This is a genomic window from Aeromonas sp. HMWF016 (assembly GCF_963878195.1).
GTDB lineage: Bacteria > Pseudomonadota > Gammaproteobacteria > Enterobacterales > Aeromonadaceae > Aeromonas > Aeromonas lacus.
Genome location: NZ_CAWNWX010000050.1, coordinates 55,085 through 73,027, shown reverse-complemented (window position 1 = coordinate 73,027; position 17,943 = coordinate 55,085). Strand labels below are relative to the sequence as shown.

18 protein-coding genes and 1 pseudogene are annotated in these 17,943 nt (G+C 47.7%); 6 read left to right on the top strand and 13 right to left on the bottom strand.

Going from position 1 to position 17,943, the window contains the following annotated elements:
• Positions 1 to 82: 82 nt before the first annotated feature.
• Together AACS24_RS07410 and AACS24_RS07405 are read right to left on the bottom strand one after the other, a co-directional pair.
• Entirely contained in the window at positions 83 to 721 is a 639-nt protein-coding gene (locus AACS24_RS07410; protein WP_181364342.1) for an HAD family hydrolase, read from the bottom strand.
• Between the two features lie 20 nt (positions 722 to 741).
• The gene (locus tag AACS24_RS07405; protein ID WP_181364341.1) at positions 742 to 1,572 is read right to left on the bottom strand and encodes a class I SAM-dependent methyltransferase; all 831 of its coding nucleotides are present in this window, start codon (positions 1,570 to 1,572) and stop codon (positions 742 to 744) included.
• 66 nt (positions 1,573 to 1,638) lie between these two features.
• Here AACS24_RS07405 and AACS24_RS07400 point away from each other — a divergent pair, with 66 nt between their 5' ends.
• The 3 genes from AACS24_RS07400 to AACS24_RS07390 are packed head-to-tail and all read left to right on the top strand — an operon-like array spanning position 1,639 to position 4,155.
• Positions 1,639 to 2,352: a hypothetical protein gene (locus tag AACS24_RS07400; RefSeq protein ID WP_108572962.1), complete on the top strand. Its 714-nt coding sequence runs from the start codon at positions 1,639 to 1,641 to the stop codon at positions 2,350 to 2,352.
• A gap of 37 nt (positions 2,353 to 2,389) precedes the next feature.
• A complete protein-coding gene (gene pseI / locus AACS24_RS07395) occupies positions 2,390 to 3,436 on the top strand; it encodes a pseudaminic acid synthase (RefSeq protein ID WP_108572960.1) in 1,047 nt (348 codons plus the stop codon).
• Between the two features lie 47 nt (positions 3,437 to 3,483).
• Positions 3,484 to 4,155 (top strand): class I SAM-dependent methyltransferase, encoded by a 672-nt coding sequence (locus AACS24_RS07390; protein ID WP_108572958.1) that lies wholly within the window; start codon positions 3,484 to 3,486, stop codon positions 4,153 to 4,155.
• A 65-nt stretch (positions 4,156 to 4,220) separates the two neighbouring features.
• On the opposite strand, the gene AACS24_RS07385 is transcribed toward AACS24_RS07390, so the two are convergent.
• The 8 genes from AACS24_RS07385 to AACS24_RS07350 all read right to left on the bottom strand — a co-directional run bounded on the left by AACS24_RS07385 (position 4,221) and on the right by AACS24_RS07350 (position 12,716).
• Positions 4,221 to 6,311 carry a motility associated factor glycosyltransferase family protein gene (locus tag AACS24_RS07385; RefSeq protein WP_108572955.1) on the bottom strand — a complete coding sequence of 697 codons (2,091 nt, stop codon included), beginning with the start codon at positions 6,309 to 6,311 and terminating at the stop codon, positions 4,221 to 4,223.
• Positions 6,311 to 6,637: a hypothetical protein gene (locus AACS24_RS07380; protein ID WP_108572953.1), complete on the bottom strand. Its 327-nt coding sequence runs from the start codon at positions 6,635 to 6,637 to the stop codon at positions 6,311 to 6,313. Before AACS24_RS07380 ends, AACS24_RS07385 begins: the two co-directional genes overlap by 1 nt.
• Positions 6,637 to 7,059 carry a flagellar export chaperone FliS gene (gene fliS / locus AACS24_RS07375; protein ID WP_108572951.1) on the bottom strand — a complete coding sequence of 141 codons (423 nt, stop codon included), beginning with the start codon at positions 7,057 to 7,059 and terminating at the stop codon, positions 6,637 to 6,639. Before fliS ends, AACS24_RS07380 begins: the two co-directional genes overlap by 1 nt.
• Positions 7,060 to 7,082: 23 nt before the next feature.
• The gene (gene fliD, locus AACS24_RS07370) at positions 7,083 to 8,483 is read right to left on the bottom strand and encodes a flagellar filament capping protein FliD (protein ID WP_108572949.1); all 1,401 of its coding nucleotides are present in this window, start codon (positions 8,481 to 8,483) and stop codon (positions 7,083 to 7,085) included.
• Between the two features lie 25 nt (positions 8,484 to 8,508).
• Positions 8,509 to 8,934 (bottom strand): flagellar protein FlaG, encoded by a 426-nt coding sequence (locus AACS24_RS07365; RefSeq protein ID WP_181364340.1) that lies wholly within the window; start codon positions 8,932 to 8,934, stop codon positions 8,509 to 8,511.
• Between the two features lie 36 nt (positions 8,935 to 8,970).
• On the bottom strand, positions 8,971 to 9,870 hold the full coding sequence (locus AACS24_RS07360; protein WP_108572947.1) for a flagellin N-terminal helical domain-containing protein: 900 nt from the start codon (positions 9,868 to 9,870) through the stop codon (positions 8,971 to 8,973).
• Positions 9,871 to 10,328: 458 nt separating this feature from the next.
• The gene (locus AACS24_RS07355) at positions 10,329 to 11,228 is read right to left on the bottom strand and encodes a flagellin N-terminal helical domain-containing protein (RefSeq protein WP_108572945.1); all 900 of its coding nucleotides are present in this window, start codon (positions 11,226 to 11,228) and stop codon (positions 10,329 to 10,331) included.
• A gap of 585 nt (positions 11,229 to 11,813) precedes the next feature.
• On the bottom strand, positions 11,814 to 12,716 hold the full coding sequence (locus AACS24_RS07350) for a flagellin N-terminal helical domain-containing protein (RefSeq protein WP_108572943.1): 903 nt from the start codon (positions 12,714 to 12,716) through the stop codon (positions 11,814 to 11,816).
• 381 nt (positions 12,717 to 13,097) lie between these two features.
• On the opposite strand from AACS24_RS07350, the gene AACS24_RS07345 reads away from it, so the two are divergent.
• On the top strand, positions 13,098 to 13,733 hold the full coding sequence (locus tag AACS24_RS07345; protein ID WP_108572941.1) for a trimeric intracellular cation channel family protein: 636 nt from the start codon (positions 13,098 to 13,100) through the stop codon (positions 13,731 to 13,733).
• A gap of 92 nt (positions 13,734 to 13,825) precedes the next feature.
• Positions 13,826 to 14,218, top strand: a complete 393-nt coding sequence (locus tag AACS24_RS07340; protein WP_033113821.1) for a hypothetical protein — start codon at positions 13,826 to 13,828, stop codon at positions 14,216 to 14,218.
• Positions 14,219 to 14,292: 74 nt separating this feature from the next.
• Here the strand turns inward: AACS24_RS07340 and thiI are convergent, their stop codons facing one another.
• Positions 14,293 to 15,741: a tRNA uracil 4-sulfurtransferase ThiI gene (gene thiI / locus AACS24_RS07335; protein WP_108572939.1), complete on the bottom strand. Its 1,449-nt coding sequence runs from the start codon at positions 15,739 to 15,741 to the stop codon at positions 14,293 to 14,295.
• Between the two features lie 178 nt (positions 15,742 to 15,919).
• Here thiI and AACS24_RS07330 point away from each other — a divergent pair, with 178 nt between their 5' ends.
• Positions 15,920 to 16,885 carry a hypothetical protein gene (locus tag AACS24_RS07330; RefSeq protein ID WP_108572937.1) on the top strand — a complete coding sequence of 322 codons (966 nt, stop codon included), beginning with the start codon at positions 15,920 to 15,922 and terminating at the stop codon, positions 16,883 to 16,885.
• Between the two features lie 55 nt (positions 16,886 to 16,940).
• On the opposite strand, the gene AACS24_RS07325 is transcribed toward AACS24_RS07330, so the two are convergent.
• Positions 16,941 to 17,192: a hypothetical protein gene (locus AACS24_RS07325; protein ID WP_108572935.1), complete on the bottom strand. Its 252-nt coding sequence runs from the start codon at positions 17,190 to 17,192 to the stop codon at positions 16,941 to 16,943.
• Positions 17,193 to 17,322: 130 nt separating this feature from the next.
• Positions 17,323 to 17,943 (bottom strand): annotated as a pseudogene (locus tag AACS24_RS21865) (penicillin-binding protein 1C); the annotation flags it as partial.

The window sequence follows — 17,943 nt, the reverse complement described above, 5'->3', positions numbered from 1 at the left end:
GTATATGTTACATAGCAGACTTCAATAATCACATTAAAATAACCCATTTATCCCTAAATATATCTACCACTCAAAACCACAATTACTTTTCACTAAATAATGAAATTGTCAAATCTGATAGAGAACGAATGCATTTAAAGTCATTCTTTTCTTGTGGAATATCCGGAGTCTCTGTAAGTAAATAAGTAACTAGACCTGCCTGGAGAGCAGATGTAGCACCTTGGATAGAATCCTCCACCGCAATAACATTGCCAGTACATAGCCGAGATTTTTCCAGTGCAAGCAGATATGGTTCAGGATGAGGCTTCCCATTACGAACATCTTCGCCATCGATAATTAAATAGAAGGTGTCCTTCAAGCCATTCATAGCTAACCATGCCTCAACTCTACTTCTCTTATTCGATGTCACTATAACTAAACGATACGAATGCTTCACCGCCTCATGAATCAACTTCATCGCCCCTACACTAGGGGGAGAATTAAGATATGATTCATCTATCAAATCGTTATACTCAGCAAGCAATGATTGATTGCTTTCAGGTAAATTGCGCCACTCCTTTAGACAACGAACGACCTCGATTAAAGGAGGGCCATTTAACTTTTCAAATTCAATTTGAGACGCCTGTTCTCCCCTTCGAGACAGGAATAAAGAATAAACATGAAACATTGACTCCAAGCTTTGAACCAATGTTCCATCAAAGTCAAAAAAAATCCCTTTCATGTATTTACCTTGACCAAACATTATTGTTTTTTATATAGATACAATCTATTTTGGCCATAATCTCCTAACATTCCATAGTTATCTTCGGTTAGAGCACATGATAATTTTGCAGCAGCTTCAACCATGGGGTTTTCATAGTCGATTTTGCCACCATTAATCATTGGCAGAAGAACATAAAGAACGACATCATGCAATGTTGAGAAACAGCTGTTTTTAATTTCAACGAAACCCAACGATTTTAATTCATCATGAACCAGCTTTTCATTCATAAAGTGATTAAATTCCGCTGGTTCTCTCTCCTCAAGACCAACAAGTGTTCGCAAATGATTTTGTCTCGAGTAAGAGCCTATAGAATTTTCAAGCATCAAAAAATACCCGCCTGATTTTATTTTTTCTGCTATATTGGCAATGGCTTTCATTTGCAGAGAGTCAGTATTTAGGTTTATCAAGCATCGAACAGTAAAAATTAAGTCGTATTGCTCAACCGGACATTCCAAATTGAGAACATTACCCACATCAAAACAAATTGATTCATTATCGATTAGTTTGCTTTGCCTAAGTTGCTTCGCCGACATAATCATTTCTTCAATAAAGTCTATCCCCTGGTATCTATAATTAGGAAAGACTTCATACAAAGAAAAAATATTGTGACCATTGCCACAACCGATCTCCAAGATTCTCGAGTTAATTGGGAGCGACTCTTTCAAAGATGAAATGGTTTTTTTTAATTCAGCCAACTCGATTAGTTTTGCTGTTCCCGTTTTAGTGGTAGCCCGGAGATCGGTGCCATAGGTAATAGCCCAATTTTTCCAATGTTCATGAATCTGAATCAAATCAAACTTATCTTTCATAAGTTTACCTCCATACATACTATCTGTTAAGATAGCATAAGATTCCACTTTAAGGGAAGATATAATATGCTAAGCGTGCATGAGCTTTCAGATAACGCAGTGCTTCTCATAGAAAAATATCGAACCAAACATGATGATGCCCAGCTTGCTATAGTCGATAAAATTTGGAGTGAAGCGCAAAGAAAAAACAGTCGCCTTTTCGATGGAAGTATACTCTCTTGCATATCAGACTCATCAGACAGAATTACCTCTACCATCGATAATTACAGATTATTCTTTTCAAAAAAAAACCATCCGGTGCTTCTTGATAAAATCAAAATAATGCCTATTGCAGTTTCCGGTATTCTGGAATGCAAAGATGGTTTTGTTTTTGGAAAACGAGCTAAATTCACAACCCAAGATGCAGATCTCTGGGAGTTAGTACCAAGTGGTGGGTTAGATGCGTCCATAACAAACGACATAAATACATATGATTTCAAGCAACAATTGCTGACTGAGCTATATGAAGAAATGGGGATACACCAAGATATGCTTCGCACAATAACTCCTTTTTGCTATGTTATTGACCATGAAGCATCTGTGCTAGATATTGGTATCTATATGTATAGCGATGTAAACCAAGAGACGATTAATCACTGCTTTACAACAGTCCGCTCTTTTGAGTATGAATCAATTGTTTTTATCCCTAGGAACATAATTATTGATTATATTGCAATGGAAAGACAAAACATATCCTCTATTTCTGTTGCAATTATGGAATTTTTCTTAAAAAAAAGATAAATTAACAAGTATAAATAGACCACGTGAGTATTTACCTATGATTCCTTTCTCTATTAATGGCCGTCTGATTGATCAGAATTCCCCACCTTACATTATTGCCGAATTATCTGGTAATCATAACGGGGATCTAGGCAGAGCATTAGCATTAGTAGATGCTGCAGCTGATGCTGGTGCTGATGCAATCAAACTACAGACCTATACAGCCGACACTATGACACTCAACTGTGATCTGCCCGACTTTCACATCGAGGGCGGATTATGGAATGGCTATACACTTTACGAGCTTTACACCCTGGCACATACCCCGTGGGAATGGCACCGACCTCTCTTTGAACGAGCGAAGTCACGCGGATTGACCATTTTCTCAACTCCATTCGACGAGAGTGCTGTTGATTTTTTGGAAGAACTGGGTACTCCCGCATACAAAATTGCCTCATTCGAAATTACCGACCTTCCCCTGCTCAGCTACATAGCTCAGCAAGGAAAGCCGGTCATTATCTCTTCTGGCATGTCGAATGAAATTGAAATTGCCAAGGCCCTGACCATTTTGCGTGAAAATGGCTGCCCACAGATCCTGCTACTTCATTGTGTCAGTGGCTACCCAACCCCTCTTGCTGATATCAATCTCAAGCGTATTACCCGCTTGGCAGAGACATTTTCAGTACCCGTTGGTCTCTCTGATCACACGCTGGGGAATACTGCCGCTCAGCTGGCAATAGCATTGGGCGCAGTGGCCATAGAGAAACACCTGACCTTGGCTCGCGCTGATGGCGGCCCAGATGCCGAGTTCTCCATTGAACCACATGAACTGAAAGAACTCTGCAGCCAGTCAAAGCTCTGCTGGCAAGCGGTGGGATCCGGAGAAAGTGGTGGTAACCAAGCTGAACAGGCAAACCTGAGATTTCGTCGTTCTTTATATTTTGTTACCGACATTCCTGCGGGTACAACAATAAAGCAGGAACATATCCGAAGGATCCGGCCTGGCTATGGGTTGCCACCAGAGTCATTACCACAAATATTAGGTAGAAAAACTCGCCATGATATTAGTCGTGGGAAGGCCGTTCATATAGATGACTTTTTATAAAAGCTAAAAGCAATGAGTTATAACTCTCATATTACAGGATATTTTATATGAAACAAAAAAATGTATTCATTAAAGAGGAAGCAGATGCATGGTATGAGAGAAATAAACTCTGCATCAACCAAAAGTCTCTGAATAATGATCAAATATTCATAGCACTACAAAACATCGATTGCCAACCAAAACGAATCCTTGAAATTGGCTGCGCAAATGGCTGGCGATTGGCACAATTGGCTAACCATTATGGTGCCAGCTGCTATGGAATAGATCCATCAAAAACAGCTATTGAGGATGGCACTCTGAGCTATCCCGCATTAAATCTAAGCGTTGGAACTGCAGATGGTTTACCTGATATTGAACCTGTCGATCTTATTATTTTCGGTTTTTGTTTATATCTATGTGATCCACAGGATCTTTTCAATATTGCGGCCAATAGCGACAGGTTACTAAAAGATAAAGGTGTAATGGCTATTTTGGATTTTTGCCCTCCGGCAGGGCACTATCGAAATGACTACCAACATCATGCTAACCTTTTTAGCTATAAAATGAATTATAGTAGTATGTTTAGTTGGCATCCGAGTTATTGTCGAATATATGAGCATGTCACACATCATGATGGCACCAATGAGCTGGAGCCAGATGCATTGGTGTCTGTTCAGCTATTAAAAAAAGACTCACAGCTTCTTGACGCGAAAAATCCATACTCCAAAAAATATTGCTAATAGTAATGGGAGGTTTTTTACCTCCCATTATGAGTAATAATACCTTATGCACTAAACTAAAAACATCATTCCTTTCTAAAAAAGGACATGATTTCATTATCAATCATATCAACACTATCGAAAGATCTTGGATACATCTCTTTTGCTTTTGCTAAAAAATCTAACCATAAGCAGATCGCTGGCCTCATCAGCTCTATTGTTTTCTCCTCTCCCTCAAAGGAGTAAAGAATGGAACTCAATAGAGTAAACACATAGTTCATTGAGCCAATCATGATCTGAGATATATGTTTTTGCCGAGTTACTGCAATCTGCGAGAGATAACCCATATTGCGCAACATCAACTGATTTATTTCATTTCTAGATGAAAACTCATGTTGCCACTCATCCATCATTTTATCGACTAACACATCAAAAAAATCAACGTCAAGATATGGTTTGAAATCTTCTTTTGACAAAGGGATAGAGGCAGATAACTGCATAATTTGGTGAATTATTTCGGTTTTATCTATGACTTTTGAAAAACTGATCTCGCCATCAGGAAGTGCTCTTGCTTTTGCAATTTTAGCCCCATCACTGCAGTTAAAACACTGCACATGTTCATTCGCAGCTAATACTTGTTCAATAACTCTTCGGGATGTATTAAACATAGCATTGCTTATTACGACACCACCAAAGTTACCTTCATGCTGCCACTGACTATCTCCATACATCAACTCTCCAAGTACCTCAGCGCCTTTATCACTATTATAATACGCACTAAATTTCGAGTGATGATGCCCTTTGTTTTTATATCCATTATCAAGGCCAAACAAATAGATATTTTTAAAACCAAGATGAATTGGCGCAGTGACTCCAATATTGCCAACTAAAGGATTCACCCCCCCCAAGGCCGCATATTTTTGCAAATGTGGGAAATTAACATTATAGAGAAGAACACCAGGCTCACTGCGCTTAAACATTAAGACTGATTTTTCAAACAGTGTAGAACAGTAGGGATGGATAACATCTGTACTTAGGAAAAGTATATCTCTAAGATAATCTTTGTCATTCATATTGACTAAGAAGTCATAAACAATCTTAGTTCGTTCTGTCTCAACATGAATGTCTGGTTTTATACCTACTTTATGCAATGCAGAAATCGCGCTGCCACAAGAAATTAAAATTGCCTTTTCTTTATTCTTTTCAATAACAGGAAGAGAGGCATCCAAAGATGGACCATTAGCAATAACAAAAATTGGAATCCGGTTATATTTAGATGGTATTTTATTATCCTGCATAAGGAATGGAACCGTTCGTTCAACGTTATCAACTGTATGAGAAAGAGCTATAAGATTATCATCAAAAAAACCCCATCCCATCACCAGTAGATAATACTCCCGCTGGACTCTCTCAATTAAACTTTTTATTTTGTCATTTTGGTAGCCCCACATGATAAAGGCATTAGCGATAAGAAATGAACCTCGGCTATGAATAGCCGATGCAAAATCATTAAAAATAGTATTTTCATCTTGGCCTAATAGGATATGTAGACCGAGGTTCTCTTTATGTAAATAATCAAGCAGAGGTGCCCAATCGAAACAGAAAAGAGATGCATAAAAAAGATCTAAATCTGGTTCAAAAAGAAATAAAGTGCCAATTTTGCATTGTTCATAAAGATAACCAAGGTGATACCCCAACCCAACCCCAAACACCAGTGCGGTAGGAACCTCAGTTGGTACTTTTCTTAATGGCTCTTCTCGAATAGAAATATCATCTAGGTAAGCATTAAGTTTATTAAGATACTCAACGTGCATAAATCCTAGTGGGTTGGCTTCTTGACTAAATGAAAACTTGGATAAGCCCCCTTTATCCATGAACTCTTTAACTAATGTCTCACAAATAAGATATGGTTCATCACCATATACCGCGACATCATCATCAATCCAGGCCATATTTGGCTGACCATTCTCATTACAAAAAAAACGAAATGTTCGGATAGGTTGATATGACTCATACATATCTGCAATATGGGGAATATACTTACGAAATGCAGCAATATTCTGTGAGAATCGAAGTGGCAAAGCCACCGACATGGCAGCCTCTTGCTCTGCACGTTCTTTTAGTCGTAAAGCAACACCTTCGGCTTTTTTCAAAATATCATCAATATTTTCCGACATCAGAACTCCTTGCTACCAACACTATTATAAATTTGCTTTGCTTTACTCGCTAACCCAATCGAAGATAACTCATTGAAAATGAGTTGATGGTGATCAGATGCCACTTTTTTCATGCTTTCTTCTTGTCGAAAAAGTAATGTAGCCAATAAATTGGCATCTTGTTTCAGTGAAGGCTCACTCTCAACGAGATATAGCAAACGATCAATTAAAGAAATCCGATAATCCATACAGACCAGCGCGTCATCATAGCTTTTTCTGGCTAATAGATCTTGAAGTTGCTCGTAGTTTTCTGTTAGTGCTTGTTGCAAAGAGGCTAAAGTGGTCATTACAACTCACCCAGTTGCTGTCTCATTTGATAGCCCTGTTGTTTAGCAGAATCGGGTAACTGATCCCAACCAGATTTTATAGTTACCATCAAAGCCATGACCTCTTCAATCGGGGTCGTATCCAATGCAAGGCTCGCATCCCAAATTCGCTCATCCATATAGGAGTAGAGGCTATATAGATCTTCAGCAATAGCCCCTTGACTCATATCAAGTGCATCCTGCAAACCATGTAATAACCCCTGAGCTTTCGATACAGCTGTAGATTTTGCTTCCATATCACGACGCTCAATTGCACCTTTGGCTTGAGCCAAACGTTCAAGTACACCTTGCATCATGAGTTGAATCACACGATGAGGATCGGCAACAGCCAAGTCAGCAGCGACACTGGTTGCCTTATATGCTTTTAGATTTCGCTGGTACATCGCCTGCTCCTCGTAATATGAATTTATTTCTTGTTATTAATCTGTAATGATTGCAGCGCTGACGCAGAGTGATTCATTTTCACTAACAAGGCATCCAGGCTACCATATTGAGCACGTAGTGAGGCTTCGTATTTAACCAATTGAGCATTTGATGTGGCCTGCTTCTGGTTCAAGCTACGCAGATCAGCATTCAAAACATCTGTACGTTGATCCAACATACCGCCAGACTTGGAATACTCTTTTAAACCTGTGTTCAAGGTTGCTGCAATACCCTTTTCTCCACCGAAAAGCCCAACGACCTGGTCAAAGTTTTTATCAACAGCCTCATCAAACTTTGTTTTGTCCAGAGACAACTTGCCTTTGTTGTCCATCTTAATACCTACTTCGAAGATGGTTGAGTAAGTTGTACTGGTACCAGCTTTATTTGTTACGGTATTAGCCATAAAACTGCTAATGGTACGTGTGCTCGCATCACCAGCAAGCGCGCCACCATCATCTTGCCTAACTCCACCCACGATACTATTACGCTTTCCCAGCGCATCCATTTTATCTTGCAGCGCGTTATAACCATCTATAAACTGCTTTACCATATCCTGAATAGCAGTTTTATCCGTTGTTATGGCAACTTTATTGGATTTCAGAGTTGTGCCATCACTCTCTTTATCAGATACACGTAGAACCGTTAATTTCAAGTCTTGTATAGAGTCGTCAAACACATTGGTATCACTTTTAAGTGTATTACCATCAACAGTAATTTCAGCACTACTAGCGGCTTGCTTCTGGCTCATCGCAGAACCAGTAGCACCAGTTGCAAAGATATCCAGTTCAGAATTATTGCCAGTGATCACCAAATCTTTGCCATCTCCAGATATACCGGAGTCAATAACAAATTTTGCCTTACCATCTGCAGTATTGACGATATTTGCACTAAGACCGAAGTTATCTCCATTGCTATTGATACTTTTACGAATGTCTTGCAGAGTATCCCCTGCTTTGACATCAACCTTGAACTCCTTGGTGCCAGCTTTAAAAGTTAATTGACCATCTTGAGTCACAAGTGGGGTGGTCGAACTGGCGAATTCACCTTCAACACGGCTAGTGGTAGCCAATTTATTGACGGTAATATTGTACTGGCCATTGGAGCCACCACTTTTACTCTCCACCTTCATCACCGGGTTATCTTTATCTTGGGTGATGGTGACGGCTCGCTTGTTGAAAGCTCCAGGTTTGCTCAAAGTATCGAGAATATCGGTGAATGCGGTGAGGGATGACTTCAGCTGACCGATACCAGATATGCTGATCTGGGTGCTGTTTTGCTTGGTCAAAATCGGTTTCTGTAGCTGGGCCTTCTTGGCAGCCACGCTAGCAGAGATCACACTCTCAAGATCAAGCCCAGAGCCCGCCCCGGCAGAAGTAATGGCCATGTTATCTTCTCCTCATCAATTCGATTCAAATCTCGCTATCAAACAGCAGTCCGCGTTTAGGGTTCGCCCCTGCTTCACCTTGCTGCAACGCCTGGATCCGCTTGTGGATAGCAATCAACTCTTCCGTAGGGATCTGGCGGATCACCGAACGGGTATCAGAGTCCATTACCTTTATTACCATCTGGCCAGACTCTTGCTCCATGCTGAAATTAACGGTCCATCCTTGCAATTTGCCAAATTCCTGCAAGTTTTGTACCTGTTTTTCAATATCTGCTTGGCTCTGCACTTGTTGACGCTCAGTTTCCTTTGGCTGCTCCTGACTTTTCTGCTGTACAGCCCCGGTATCCTCTACCGTGCCAGAAAGCAGTTGAGCGGCCACTTGGCCGCTCTTGTCACTTAGCTGTAAGGAAGCGCCATTGGCAGATGACAGATTGCCTATTTCGGTTGCCATCTTATCTCTCCCATCTTAGTCAGCCAGGTCTACTCATTACCCAAGCAGGGAAAGAGCAGACTGCGGTCTCTGGTTAGCCTGAGCCAAGACACTGGATGCAGCCTGTTGCAGAATATTCTGCTTGGTCATGTTGGCTGTTTCGGTTGCGAAGTCCGCATCACGGATACGAGAGCGTGCAGCACTGACGTTTTCCGAGATATTGGCCTGGTTACGAATGGTAGAATCCAAGCGGTTTTGTACTGCACCGAGCTCGGCTCGCTTGCTATCGACGACTCCGAGCATAGCATCAGCTGCAGCTAATACTTGCTGTGCACCACTTTGGGTACTGATGCTGATAGAACTACCGGCGACAAAGATAGCTGTCACGTTAATAGCTGTACCTATAACAGTACCAACATCCACTGTTGTGTTTGCAGCAGCAGCAATACCAGAAATACTGAAACCGTTTGCTTGGGTCAAACTGAAACTGATGGTTTGGTTGGCATCAGCACCTACCTGGAAGCTGCCAGAAAAAGTCCCGTCCAGCAACTTGGTACCAGCAAAACTGCTATCTTTGGAAATCCGGTTGATTTCAGCACCCAGCTGATCGACTTCTTTTTGTAGCGCTTCACGATCCTTGGCTGAGTTTGAGCCGTTGGCAGACTGTTGCGCCAAGGTACGCATGCGCTGGAGCATACCGGTCACTTCATCCATCGCCCCTTCTGCCGTTTGTGCCAGAGAGATACCGTCATTGGCGTTACGGTTACCCTGATCCAGACCGTTGATCTGGGAGGTCAGACGGTTAGAGATCTGTAGACCCGCAGCATCATCTTTTGCGCTGTTGATGCGAAGACCGGATGCCAGACGCGTATACGAGGTATCCAGAGATTTGGTGGTATTCATCAAATTACGCTGAGCGTTCAGTGATGACGTGTTGGTGTTAATGAACATGGCCATAATAAATTCTCCCGAAGAACATGCGACTGCGGGTTGCGCTGCCAAAGCTGACAACGGCCCACCGTAGAAGAGGAGGTTGAACAAGTCTCTCTCTTCTGGCGGGTATCTGTTTGAACGGACAGGCTACCCGCAGCTATGCAAACGTTGGATTCCGAACACCCCTCGATTGCCTCATCTTCTTTAACGGCAGCAAAGATGCAATCTTTAGAAAAATAATGTGCACAACGGCAGATAATCTGACGCATCAGATTTCAAACGTTAAGACTGAAACATCGCCTAAAGTGAGCAGCCAAAATTTTGACGCCAGTGCGCTTGTAGCCCTCATTTCTGCGAAATGCAGTGCGCTTGGCAAAAGAGGGGGCTGAAAATGTGTCCTGATTTGGAATTCATAGAAGATAAAAAAACCAAAAGCGGCCTAAAGAGGCCGCTTTCTCATACTTGATGAGGCTCTGGCATTGTTATCCCAGCAGTGACAATGCAGATTGCGGGCGCTGGTTGGCCTGAGCCAAGACGCTGGACGCTGCCTGCTGCAGGATATTTTGCTTGGTCATGTTGGCAGTCTCGGTTGCAAAGTCCGCATCACGGATACGAGAGCGGGCTGCACTGACGTTTTCCGAGATGTTGGCCTGGTTGCGAATAGTGGAATCCAGACGGTTTTGCACCGCACCAAGCTCGGCTCGCTTGCTATCTACTATGGCTAGCATGGCATCTGTGGCAGCAAGCACGTTCTGTGCGTTACTTTGGCTACTGATGCTGATACCACCAGCGCTACCACCGACAAAGATGGCTGACAACAGCACAGTTGCACCTGTAGCTGTAGTGATAGATGTGTTAGCAGCAGCTGAGATTCCCGAAATGCTGAAGCCATCAGCTTGGGTCAGGCTGAAACCGATAGTCTGGTTAGCATCGGCACCAACCTGAAAACTGCCGGCAAAAGAACCATTCAGCAGCTTGGTACCAGCAAAGCTGGTATCTGTAGAGATACGGTTAATCTCCGAACCAAGTTGATCTACCTCTTTTTGCAGCGCTTCACGATCTTTGGCTGAGTTGGAACCGTTGGCGGATTGTTGAGCCAAGGTACGCATGCGCTGGAGCATACCGGTCACTTCATCCATAGCTCCTTCTGCCGTTTGTGACAGAGAGATGCCGTCGTTGGCGTTACGGTTGCCCTGATCCAAGCCGTTGATCTGAGAGGTCAGACGGTTAGAGATCTGCAGACCCGCCGCATCATCTTTTGCGCTGTTGATGCGCAGACCGGATGCCAGACGGGTGTACGAGGTATCCAGAGACTTGGTGGTATTCATCAAATTACGCTGGGCGTTCAGTGATGACGTATTGGTGTTAATGAACATGGCCATAATAAATTCTCCCGAAGAACATGCGACTGCGGGTTTCGTCACCATTACTGCATGACGGCCCACCGTAGAAGAGAAGGTTGAACAGACCTTTCTCTTCTGGCGGGTATCTGTTTGAACGGACAGGCTACCCGCAGCTATGCAAACGTTGGATTCCGAACACCCCTCGATTGCGTCATCTTTTTAGCGGCAGAATTTAGCCAAGCTTTAGGAAAATTGTTGCCGTTAGCGGCAAGTCTTCTCCTGTGAGGGGTAACATACTCAATCGCCCCCCCCTCTATGGGGGAGCCTTCCAGCCATACCCATAGATGAGCCTGAGGAAATATAATTTTGGCATGATGTATGCAGACAATGGGAGGAGTGACGCCAATTTGGCGACACAATAAAAAATGGCCGGAGAACCGGCCTAAAAATGAGCATATGCTCAGGAGAATATGACCAAGCGTGACAGAACTGAACAGCTGGACAACACTTGGCATTACTAGTAGAGAATTATATCTCTCCCGATAGAACAGAGTGCGAACCCGAACACCCCTTTGTTCCATCTCTTGACCAGGGCGGCCTGAACAACCGCCCTGTTTTCTTTTGTTAGCCTTGCAGCAGTTGAAGTGCTGACTGAGGTCTCTGGTTGGCCTGTGACAGGATACTGGAAGCGGCCTGCTGCAGGATATTCTGCTTGGTCATATTGGCAGTTTCGATCGCGAAGTCAGCATCACGGATACGTGAACGAGCTGCACTGACGTTTTCCGAGATGTTAGCCTGGTTGCGAATGGTTGAGTCCAGACGGTTTTGTACTGCACCAAGCTCAGCACGCTTGCCATCTACTATTGCAAGCATGGCATCTGCTGCGGCAAGCACGTTTTGTGCGTTACTTTGGCTACTGATGCTGATACCACCAGCGCTACCACCGACAAAGATGGCTGACAGCAGCACAGTTGCACCAGTAGCTGTAGTGATAGATGTATTCGCTGCTGCTGCGATCCCCGAGATGCTAAAGCCATCTGCTTGCGACAGGCTAAAGCTAATGGTCTGGTTGGCATCAGCACCGACCTGGAAAGTTCCGCCGAAAGAGCCATCCAGCAGTTTGGTACCGGCAAAGGTGGTCGAGGTCGAGATACGGTTGATCTCTGCACCCAGCTGATCCACCTCTTTCTGCAAGGCATCACGATCCTTGGCAGAGTTGGAACCGTTGGCTGATTGCTGGGACAGGGTACGCATGCGCTGCAGCATACCGGTCACTTCATCCATTGCACCTTCAGCAGTTTGTGCCAAGGAGATTCCGTCGTTGGCGTTGCGGTTACCTTGATCCAACCCGTTGATCTGGGAGGTTAGACGGTTGGAGATTTGCAGACCCGCCGCATCATCTTTTGCGCTGTTGATGCGCAGGCCAGAAGCCAGACGAGTGTAGGAAGTATCCAGTGATTTGGTCGCATTCATCATGTTACGCTGAGCGTTGAGCGATGAAACGTTGGTGTTGATATAAAGGCCCATGACTATTCTCCTAAGCTATTAAATTTACTCTTCTATTTGCTCGAGCTTTATTATGTTTCGTGCCCGATGCGTCTTATTTAACGGCTCGTTTTTCGATGTCTTTAGCATTTTTTTCAACGCTTCATCGCATTAACGCCGCTTACCCTATTTATCGGCATGTCAGGGAATTACTTAAGAAAAAAATCGTCACGAAAGAGAAGATGGGAAGACCCGTATCAGCACACCTCCCGCCGCATAGCCAGCGCCCATACGACACCGATGGTTCCTCGAAGAGGAAAAAAATCGGGGCAGACTCGCAATTTTGCCCGCTGCATCTTGGCGGTTGACGCCGCCAGCCCCTAAAATCGCCGCCCCATCAACAATTTGACGTGAGTTGTTTCCATGCAGACAGTGGTTGAGCAGCTTGTTTACATCAGCGACATGTTTGGTACTGCGGTATTCGCGTTTTCAGGGGTTCTGGTGGCGGGCCGGCTCAGAATGGACGGATTTGGCGTCATGGTTTTGGCGGCAGTCACAGCCATCGGTGGCGGTACCATTCGCGATATGATCCTTGGGGCTACCCCCGTGTTTTGGGTTCGTGACCCACTCTACATCTGGGTGGTCATTGCAACGGCACTCATCGGTATGTGGATGGTCAAACTGCCCCGCCGCATGCCCTGGTATGTCTTGCCGGTAGCCGATGCCTTTGGACTCGCCCTCTTTACGGTGATCGGCGCCCAGAAAGCCCTCAACTTTGGTACTTCGGGGCTAATCGCTGTGTTGATGGGCACCATGACCGGGGTAGCTGGCGGCATGATCCGCGATGTGCTGGCCCGGGAAGTGCCCATGGTGCTGCAAAAAGAGATCTATGCCACCGCCTGTATCCTCGGCGGCGTTCTCTACACGCTGGCACTGGAAGCCGATATGGATCGGGTCACCGCCATGCTTATCTGCATGAGCGCCGTATTTGGCCTGCGGGTTGCAGCCATCTACTGGCATCTCTCCCTGCCCACCTTCTCGCTACAGCGCAACAATTGAGGGAAGCCCCGCACAGTGTGCGGGGCTTCGCGTTGAACCAAACGCGCTTTTCTGTTGTCATACAACACAGTTGTTGTTAGCCGGAACTTCTCATGCAAAAGATCGGAATGTTCGCCACGCTCTTTCTCACCAGCGTGACGGCACTTCATGCCGAGGCACAGGCGGTGTTTGGTCGATTGGCCTCGGCGCCAGTACAGCAGTTCAATCAGGTAATACGTCAGGCCAGCAACGAGCAGCAAGGCTGGGTCAATGACTATCGGGAAGTGGCACTGCGCTTTGTCGGCCATGGCGACATGGCCAGTCGTATCCACGCCCAGCAGCTGGATAACGATCTGGTGCTCTCTGTCGCACTGGATGGCGCCCACAGTGACATGCTCTATATCCTGACCCTCTATCGCAGCAACAATCTCTGGCAGATGCGAGAAGCCGAGATGGGCTGGCGCTGTCAGGGACAGGACTCCTTCACCCCGGTCCCCTGCCCCTGACAGGCATGACAAAACTGGTGAAATAAAAAATCCGGCACATTGGCCGGATTTTTTATGGGAGATTGAGCGTCAAATTACGGACGGTAAACTTTGACGTTGGCAAAGCCCTTCTCTTTCAGGTAAAGCGCCTGCAGCTTGCTCATCACGCCGCGATCGCAGTAGAGCAGGTAGGTCTTCTCCTTGGGCAGATCGCCAAAGGCGGTAGCCAGCTTGAAGAAGGGGATATGCATGACCTCACGCCCTTCCACCAGCAATGGCTTCTCGTCGTGCTCGTCCATGGAGCGGATATCGAGGATCACCTCGTTGTCACCGCTCTCGGAAGTGGTCTCCACTTCCTGAACCTCGGCGGCGGTCTCTTCACCGATACGACGGATATCGAGGTAACGGGCCTCGGCCACCACCTTGTCCAAAATGGCGAAGTCGAAGTTGCCCTCTTCCTCTTCAATACGCGCCAGATCGGCTTTCACGGTCGGCTTCTTGGAGATGACACCGCAATACTCCGGCATGGTCTCGGCAAACTCCAGGGTGCCGATACGGCGCGCTTCGCTGATGATGTCCGGCTTGTCCCAGGTGATGAGCGGGCGCAGGATCACCTTGTCGGTCACCCGGTCGATGACGTTCAGGTTGGTGAGGGTCTGGCTGGAAACCTGGCCCACACACTCGCCGGTCACCAGCGCCGGGATCTGGAACTCGTCAGCCACTTTGGCGGCGGCACGCATCATCATCCGCTTGAGCACCACGCCCATCTGGCCGTTGTCGATCTTCTCGAGGATCTCGGCCACCACCGGCTCGAAGTCCACCGCGGTGAAACGTACCCGGTGGGATGAACCGAAGCGGTTCCACAGGTGATAGGCCACCTGCTTGACGCCGATCTCGTGGGCCGCACCGCCCAGATTGAAGAAGCAGTAGTGCACCCGGCAGCCGCGCTTGATGAACTGGAACGACGCAACGCCAGAGTCAAAACCGCCGGAGAGCAGACTCAGCACATCTTCCTGGGTCGCGATGGGCATGCCGCTCAGGCCCTGATGGATGGCGCTGACGATGAAGAGCTCTTCACCGTCGATCTCGAGGTTGATCTTCACATCCGGGTTCTTGAGACGTACGCCGTTGCTTTCGCAGTGCTGGTTCAGTCCGCCCCCCACGTAGCGCTCGACCTCGAGGGAGGAGAACTCATGCTTGCCGTGGCGCTTGGCGCGCACGCAGAAGGTTTTGCCCTTGAGCTGGTCGCCCCACACGGCTTTCACCTGCTCGAAGATGTCGTGCAGATCGGTAAATTTGCTGGCCTGCACCTCGAGGAAGGCCTGAATGCCCGGAATACAGGCCAAAGCTTCGATGGCCTGCTCGCGGAACTGGTCATTGCGGGAGCTCACGATCAGTTTGTCCCAATCCATCCGAACGCGGGCATCGTCGTCGAAGCGGCGCAGGACGTTGCGGATATTGCCCTGCAGGATCTTGATAAAGCGCTGGCGAACCGACTTGCTCTTGATGGTGATTTCCGGGAACAGCTTGATAATGAACTTCATGGTAATGACTCGGGTGACCTTGATTTAAGGGCGCGAATTATATCAGAACTTTGTGGCCAGCGCCTACTGGATGAGCGTTTGCTCACATTCCCCCACGCAGTGTTTGCCGTGCAGCGCCAATCTTGCGTATATTCCCGACCCTGCACCCCGGCACCACTTCTGGCGACAGACCGATACGATGAAGACCTATATCTACTACCCCGGCATGGAGGTACGTGACGAGCTCTGGCTCAAGTTTGCTCTGCTCTATCTGGAGCGGCTCGCCTTTGTCTTCACCGTCAGCGAAAAGAGCGGTCTCACCGCCCTGCAGCAAACCCTCGAGCAGGAGACCGATCTGCTGGCCGAGCGACCCGATGCCGCCTTCTTTGCCACCATCACTCCACAACTCGAAAGCCAGTTAAGCGGTTTGCTTGCCCCCGATTTTGTCCGTCACAAGGTGTTTGGCAACAAGGAGCTGGTCACCCGCTGGCGTCAGGGGGCCAACCACGACTGCTTCTGCCCGGATCAGACGGGGCTGGAGCGGCTGCACGGCTTTTGCCTCAGCCATGGTTTTGCCAGCCGGGATCAGGGGGGGATCAGAATGGCACGGCGCTTTGCCAATCTGCTCTCCATGCGTCTCGCCCGTGAGTGGGCACTCGCCAATGACGGGGCGCTCATTACCGATCACGACTATCTTGACCGCCTGCTCCATCTGCTCGAATCCCGCTACCACAATCGCGGCGGTCAGGATTGCTTCCACCTCGAGATCCCGTTGCAAGTACCCACTCACCTCGGCGAGATCTCCTTCGCCGAGCTTATCGCCCTGCGCGGGCGCAGCGGCTTTCGCCAGCAGTTGGCCGAATTTCATCTGGCCCTCGACAACCTGCTAACCATGCTGGGTAGCGGCTATGCCGACCCGGCGGCCCTGACCCGCTTCGAGCAGGCCCGGCAAGGACTGAATCAGCTGCTCGGACCCGAAACCATCAGCATGCCACTCACCACCCTGGTCAGCACCAGCCTGCCCGCCGTGGCGATGCTCCACCAGTTAAAGGCGAGCCATCCCGAAAGCGACCTCATCTTCCATCCCGTCAAGAAGAGCCACTTTCACCAGCGCAAGAGCCAGCACTTCTTCACCCGGCTCGGCCATCTGCGCCAACCGGGCTGAACCAGCGGAATAAAAAAGGGGTTGGCATCTGCCAACCCCTCTCGTTATCTGCAGCCTACCAATCATCACCTCGGTGATTGGCCCGCTCCTGCGCTTCACGGCGCGCTTCCATCGCCCTGTCACGGCGGATATTGGCAGGAGTACAGGCAAACTTCTTCTCGACACAGCGATACCAGCCATCGTTGGCCGAGCCAAAGGGAGCGCCATATTGTGGCTGCTGCGAGCGGCCAAATTCGCTGCTCTCCTGCATCGTTGCACAACCCGAGCCCACCAGTACCAGCAGGGACAACAGAATGCGAAGGGACATCTCATACTCCTCGGGATTTGAACGAACCCTGAATTATGCCCACACCAACCGCAACGCTCAATAATTCATGCATTTCAAATAGTTAATTACATACTGCTTAGTGGTCGCTGGTAAAATGCTCAGAGTGGGGTCAACGGATAACGGTACCGGCCTCATCACCATCGGGATGCACCATGCGAAACTCGATACGATCGCTGTTGCCCGCCTCGTCTACCACCACCAGCTGATAACGTCCAGCCACGCTCAGCACCTGATCCCCGTCCCAGCGCAGCCGCTGGCCGTTAAGAAACCAGGCCGGCTTGCCGACACCGCCCAGCACCTTGGGCTGCAACCGATAGCGCTGACTGCGGATAAGGTTGCCCTCCCCCAGCGCCACGATGCGAATGGGGGCCTGCAGCTCGGCGCTTTGTCCCTCCCCAGCACAACCACTTGCCAGCAGCGCCTGCCGTCGCTCGCCGGGGGACCGCCACGGCTCCAGCGACAATGGCCAGAGGGCCCGAAAACCGGATTGCGCCGCATCCTGGCAACGGGCAAGGGTTGCCTTGCCTTCAGCGGTCAGCGCCACTTGGCGCAGCGGCGAGGGCCAGTCCATGGGATCCGGCAAGGTGGGAGGATCGCGCCCTTCCAGCAACCAGGCGATCTGACGCTGCAAACAGGCTTCTGGCAGGGTCGCGCTGGCCTTGCGCCCCAGCGGCCAGCAGATCTCGGCTTCGCTCACCGTGTTGGGTTGTGCCGGCAGTGGGCTGTTGTC

What these genes read in the sequence shown, in the direction of transcription:
- AACS24_RS07350 (WP_108572943.1), bottom strand. Translation starts at nt 12,716, where the DNA reads ATGGGCCTTTATATCAACACCAACGTTTCATCGCTCAACGCTCAGCGT.
- AACS24_RS07360 (WP_108572947.1), bottom strand. Translation starts at nt 9,870, where the DNA reads ATGGCCATGTTCATTAACACCAACACGTCATCACTGAACGCTCAGCGT.
- AACS24_RS07325 (WP_108572935.1), bottom strand. Translation starts at nt 17,192, where the DNA reads ATGTCCCTTCGCATTCTGTTGTCCCTGCTGGTACTGGTGGGCTCGGGT.
- AACS24_RS07410 (WP_181364342.1), bottom strand. Translation starts at nt 721, where the DNA reads ATGAAAGGGATTTTTTTTGACTTTGATGGAACATTGGTTCAAAGCTTG.
- AACS24_RS07365 (WP_181364340.1), bottom strand. Translation starts at nt 8,934, where the DNA reads ATGGCAACCGAAATAGGCAATCTGTCATCTGCCAATGGCGCTTCCTTA.
- AACS24_RS07355 (WP_108572945.1), bottom strand. Translation starts at nt 11,228, where the DNA reads ATGGCCATGTTCATTAACACCAATACGTCATCACTGAACGCCCAGCGT.
- AACS24_RS07340 (WP_033113821.1), top strand. Translation starts at nt 13,826, where the DNA reads ATGCAAAAGATCGGAATGTTCGCCACGCTCTTTCTCACCAGCGTGACG.
- AACS24_RS07330 (WP_108572937.1), top strand. Translation starts at nt 15,920, where the DNA reads ATGAAGACCTATATCTACTACCCCGGCATGGAGGTACGTGACGAGCTC.
- AACS24_RS07390 (WP_108572958.1), top strand. Translation starts at nt 3,484, where the DNA reads ATGAAACAAAAAAATGTATTCATTAAAGAGGAAGCAGATGCATGGTAT.
- thiI (WP_108572939.1), bottom strand. Translation starts at nt 15,741, where the DNA reads ATGAAGTTCATTATCAAGCTGTTCCCGGAAATCACCATCAAGAGCAAG.
- pseI (WP_108572960.1), top strand. Translation starts at nt 2,390, where the DNA reads ATGATTCCTTTCTCTATTAATGGCCGTCTGATTGATCAGAATTCCCCA.
- AACS24_RS07385 (WP_108572955.1), bottom strand. Translation starts at nt 6,311, where the DNA reads ATGTCGGAAAATATTGATGATATTTTGAAAAAAGCCGAAGGTGTTGCT.
- fliD (WP_108572949.1), bottom strand. Translation starts at nt 8,483, where the DNA reads ATGGCCATTACTTCTGCCGGGGCGGGCTCTGGGCTTGATCTTGAGAGT.
- fliS (WP_108572951.1), bottom strand. Translation starts at nt 7,059, where the DNA reads ATGTACCAGCGAAATCTAAAAGCATATAAGGCAACCAGTGTCGCTGCT.
- AACS24_RS07400 (WP_108572962.1), top strand. Translation starts at nt 1,639, where the DNA reads ATGCTAAGCGTGCATGAGCTTTCAGATAACGCAGTGCTTCTCATAGAA.
- AACS24_RS07345 (WP_108572941.1), top strand. Translation starts at nt 13,098, where the DNA reads ATGCAGACAGTGGTTGAGCAGCTTGTTTACATCAGCGACATGTTTGGT.
- AACS24_RS07380 (WP_108572953.1), bottom strand. Translation starts at nt 6,637, where the DNA reads ATGACCACTTTAGCCTCTTTGCAACAAGCACTAACAGAAAACTACGAG.
- AACS24_RS07405 (WP_181364341.1), bottom strand. Translation starts at nt 1,572, where the DNA reads ATGAAAGATAAGTTTGATTTGATTCAGATTCATGAACATTGGAAAAAT.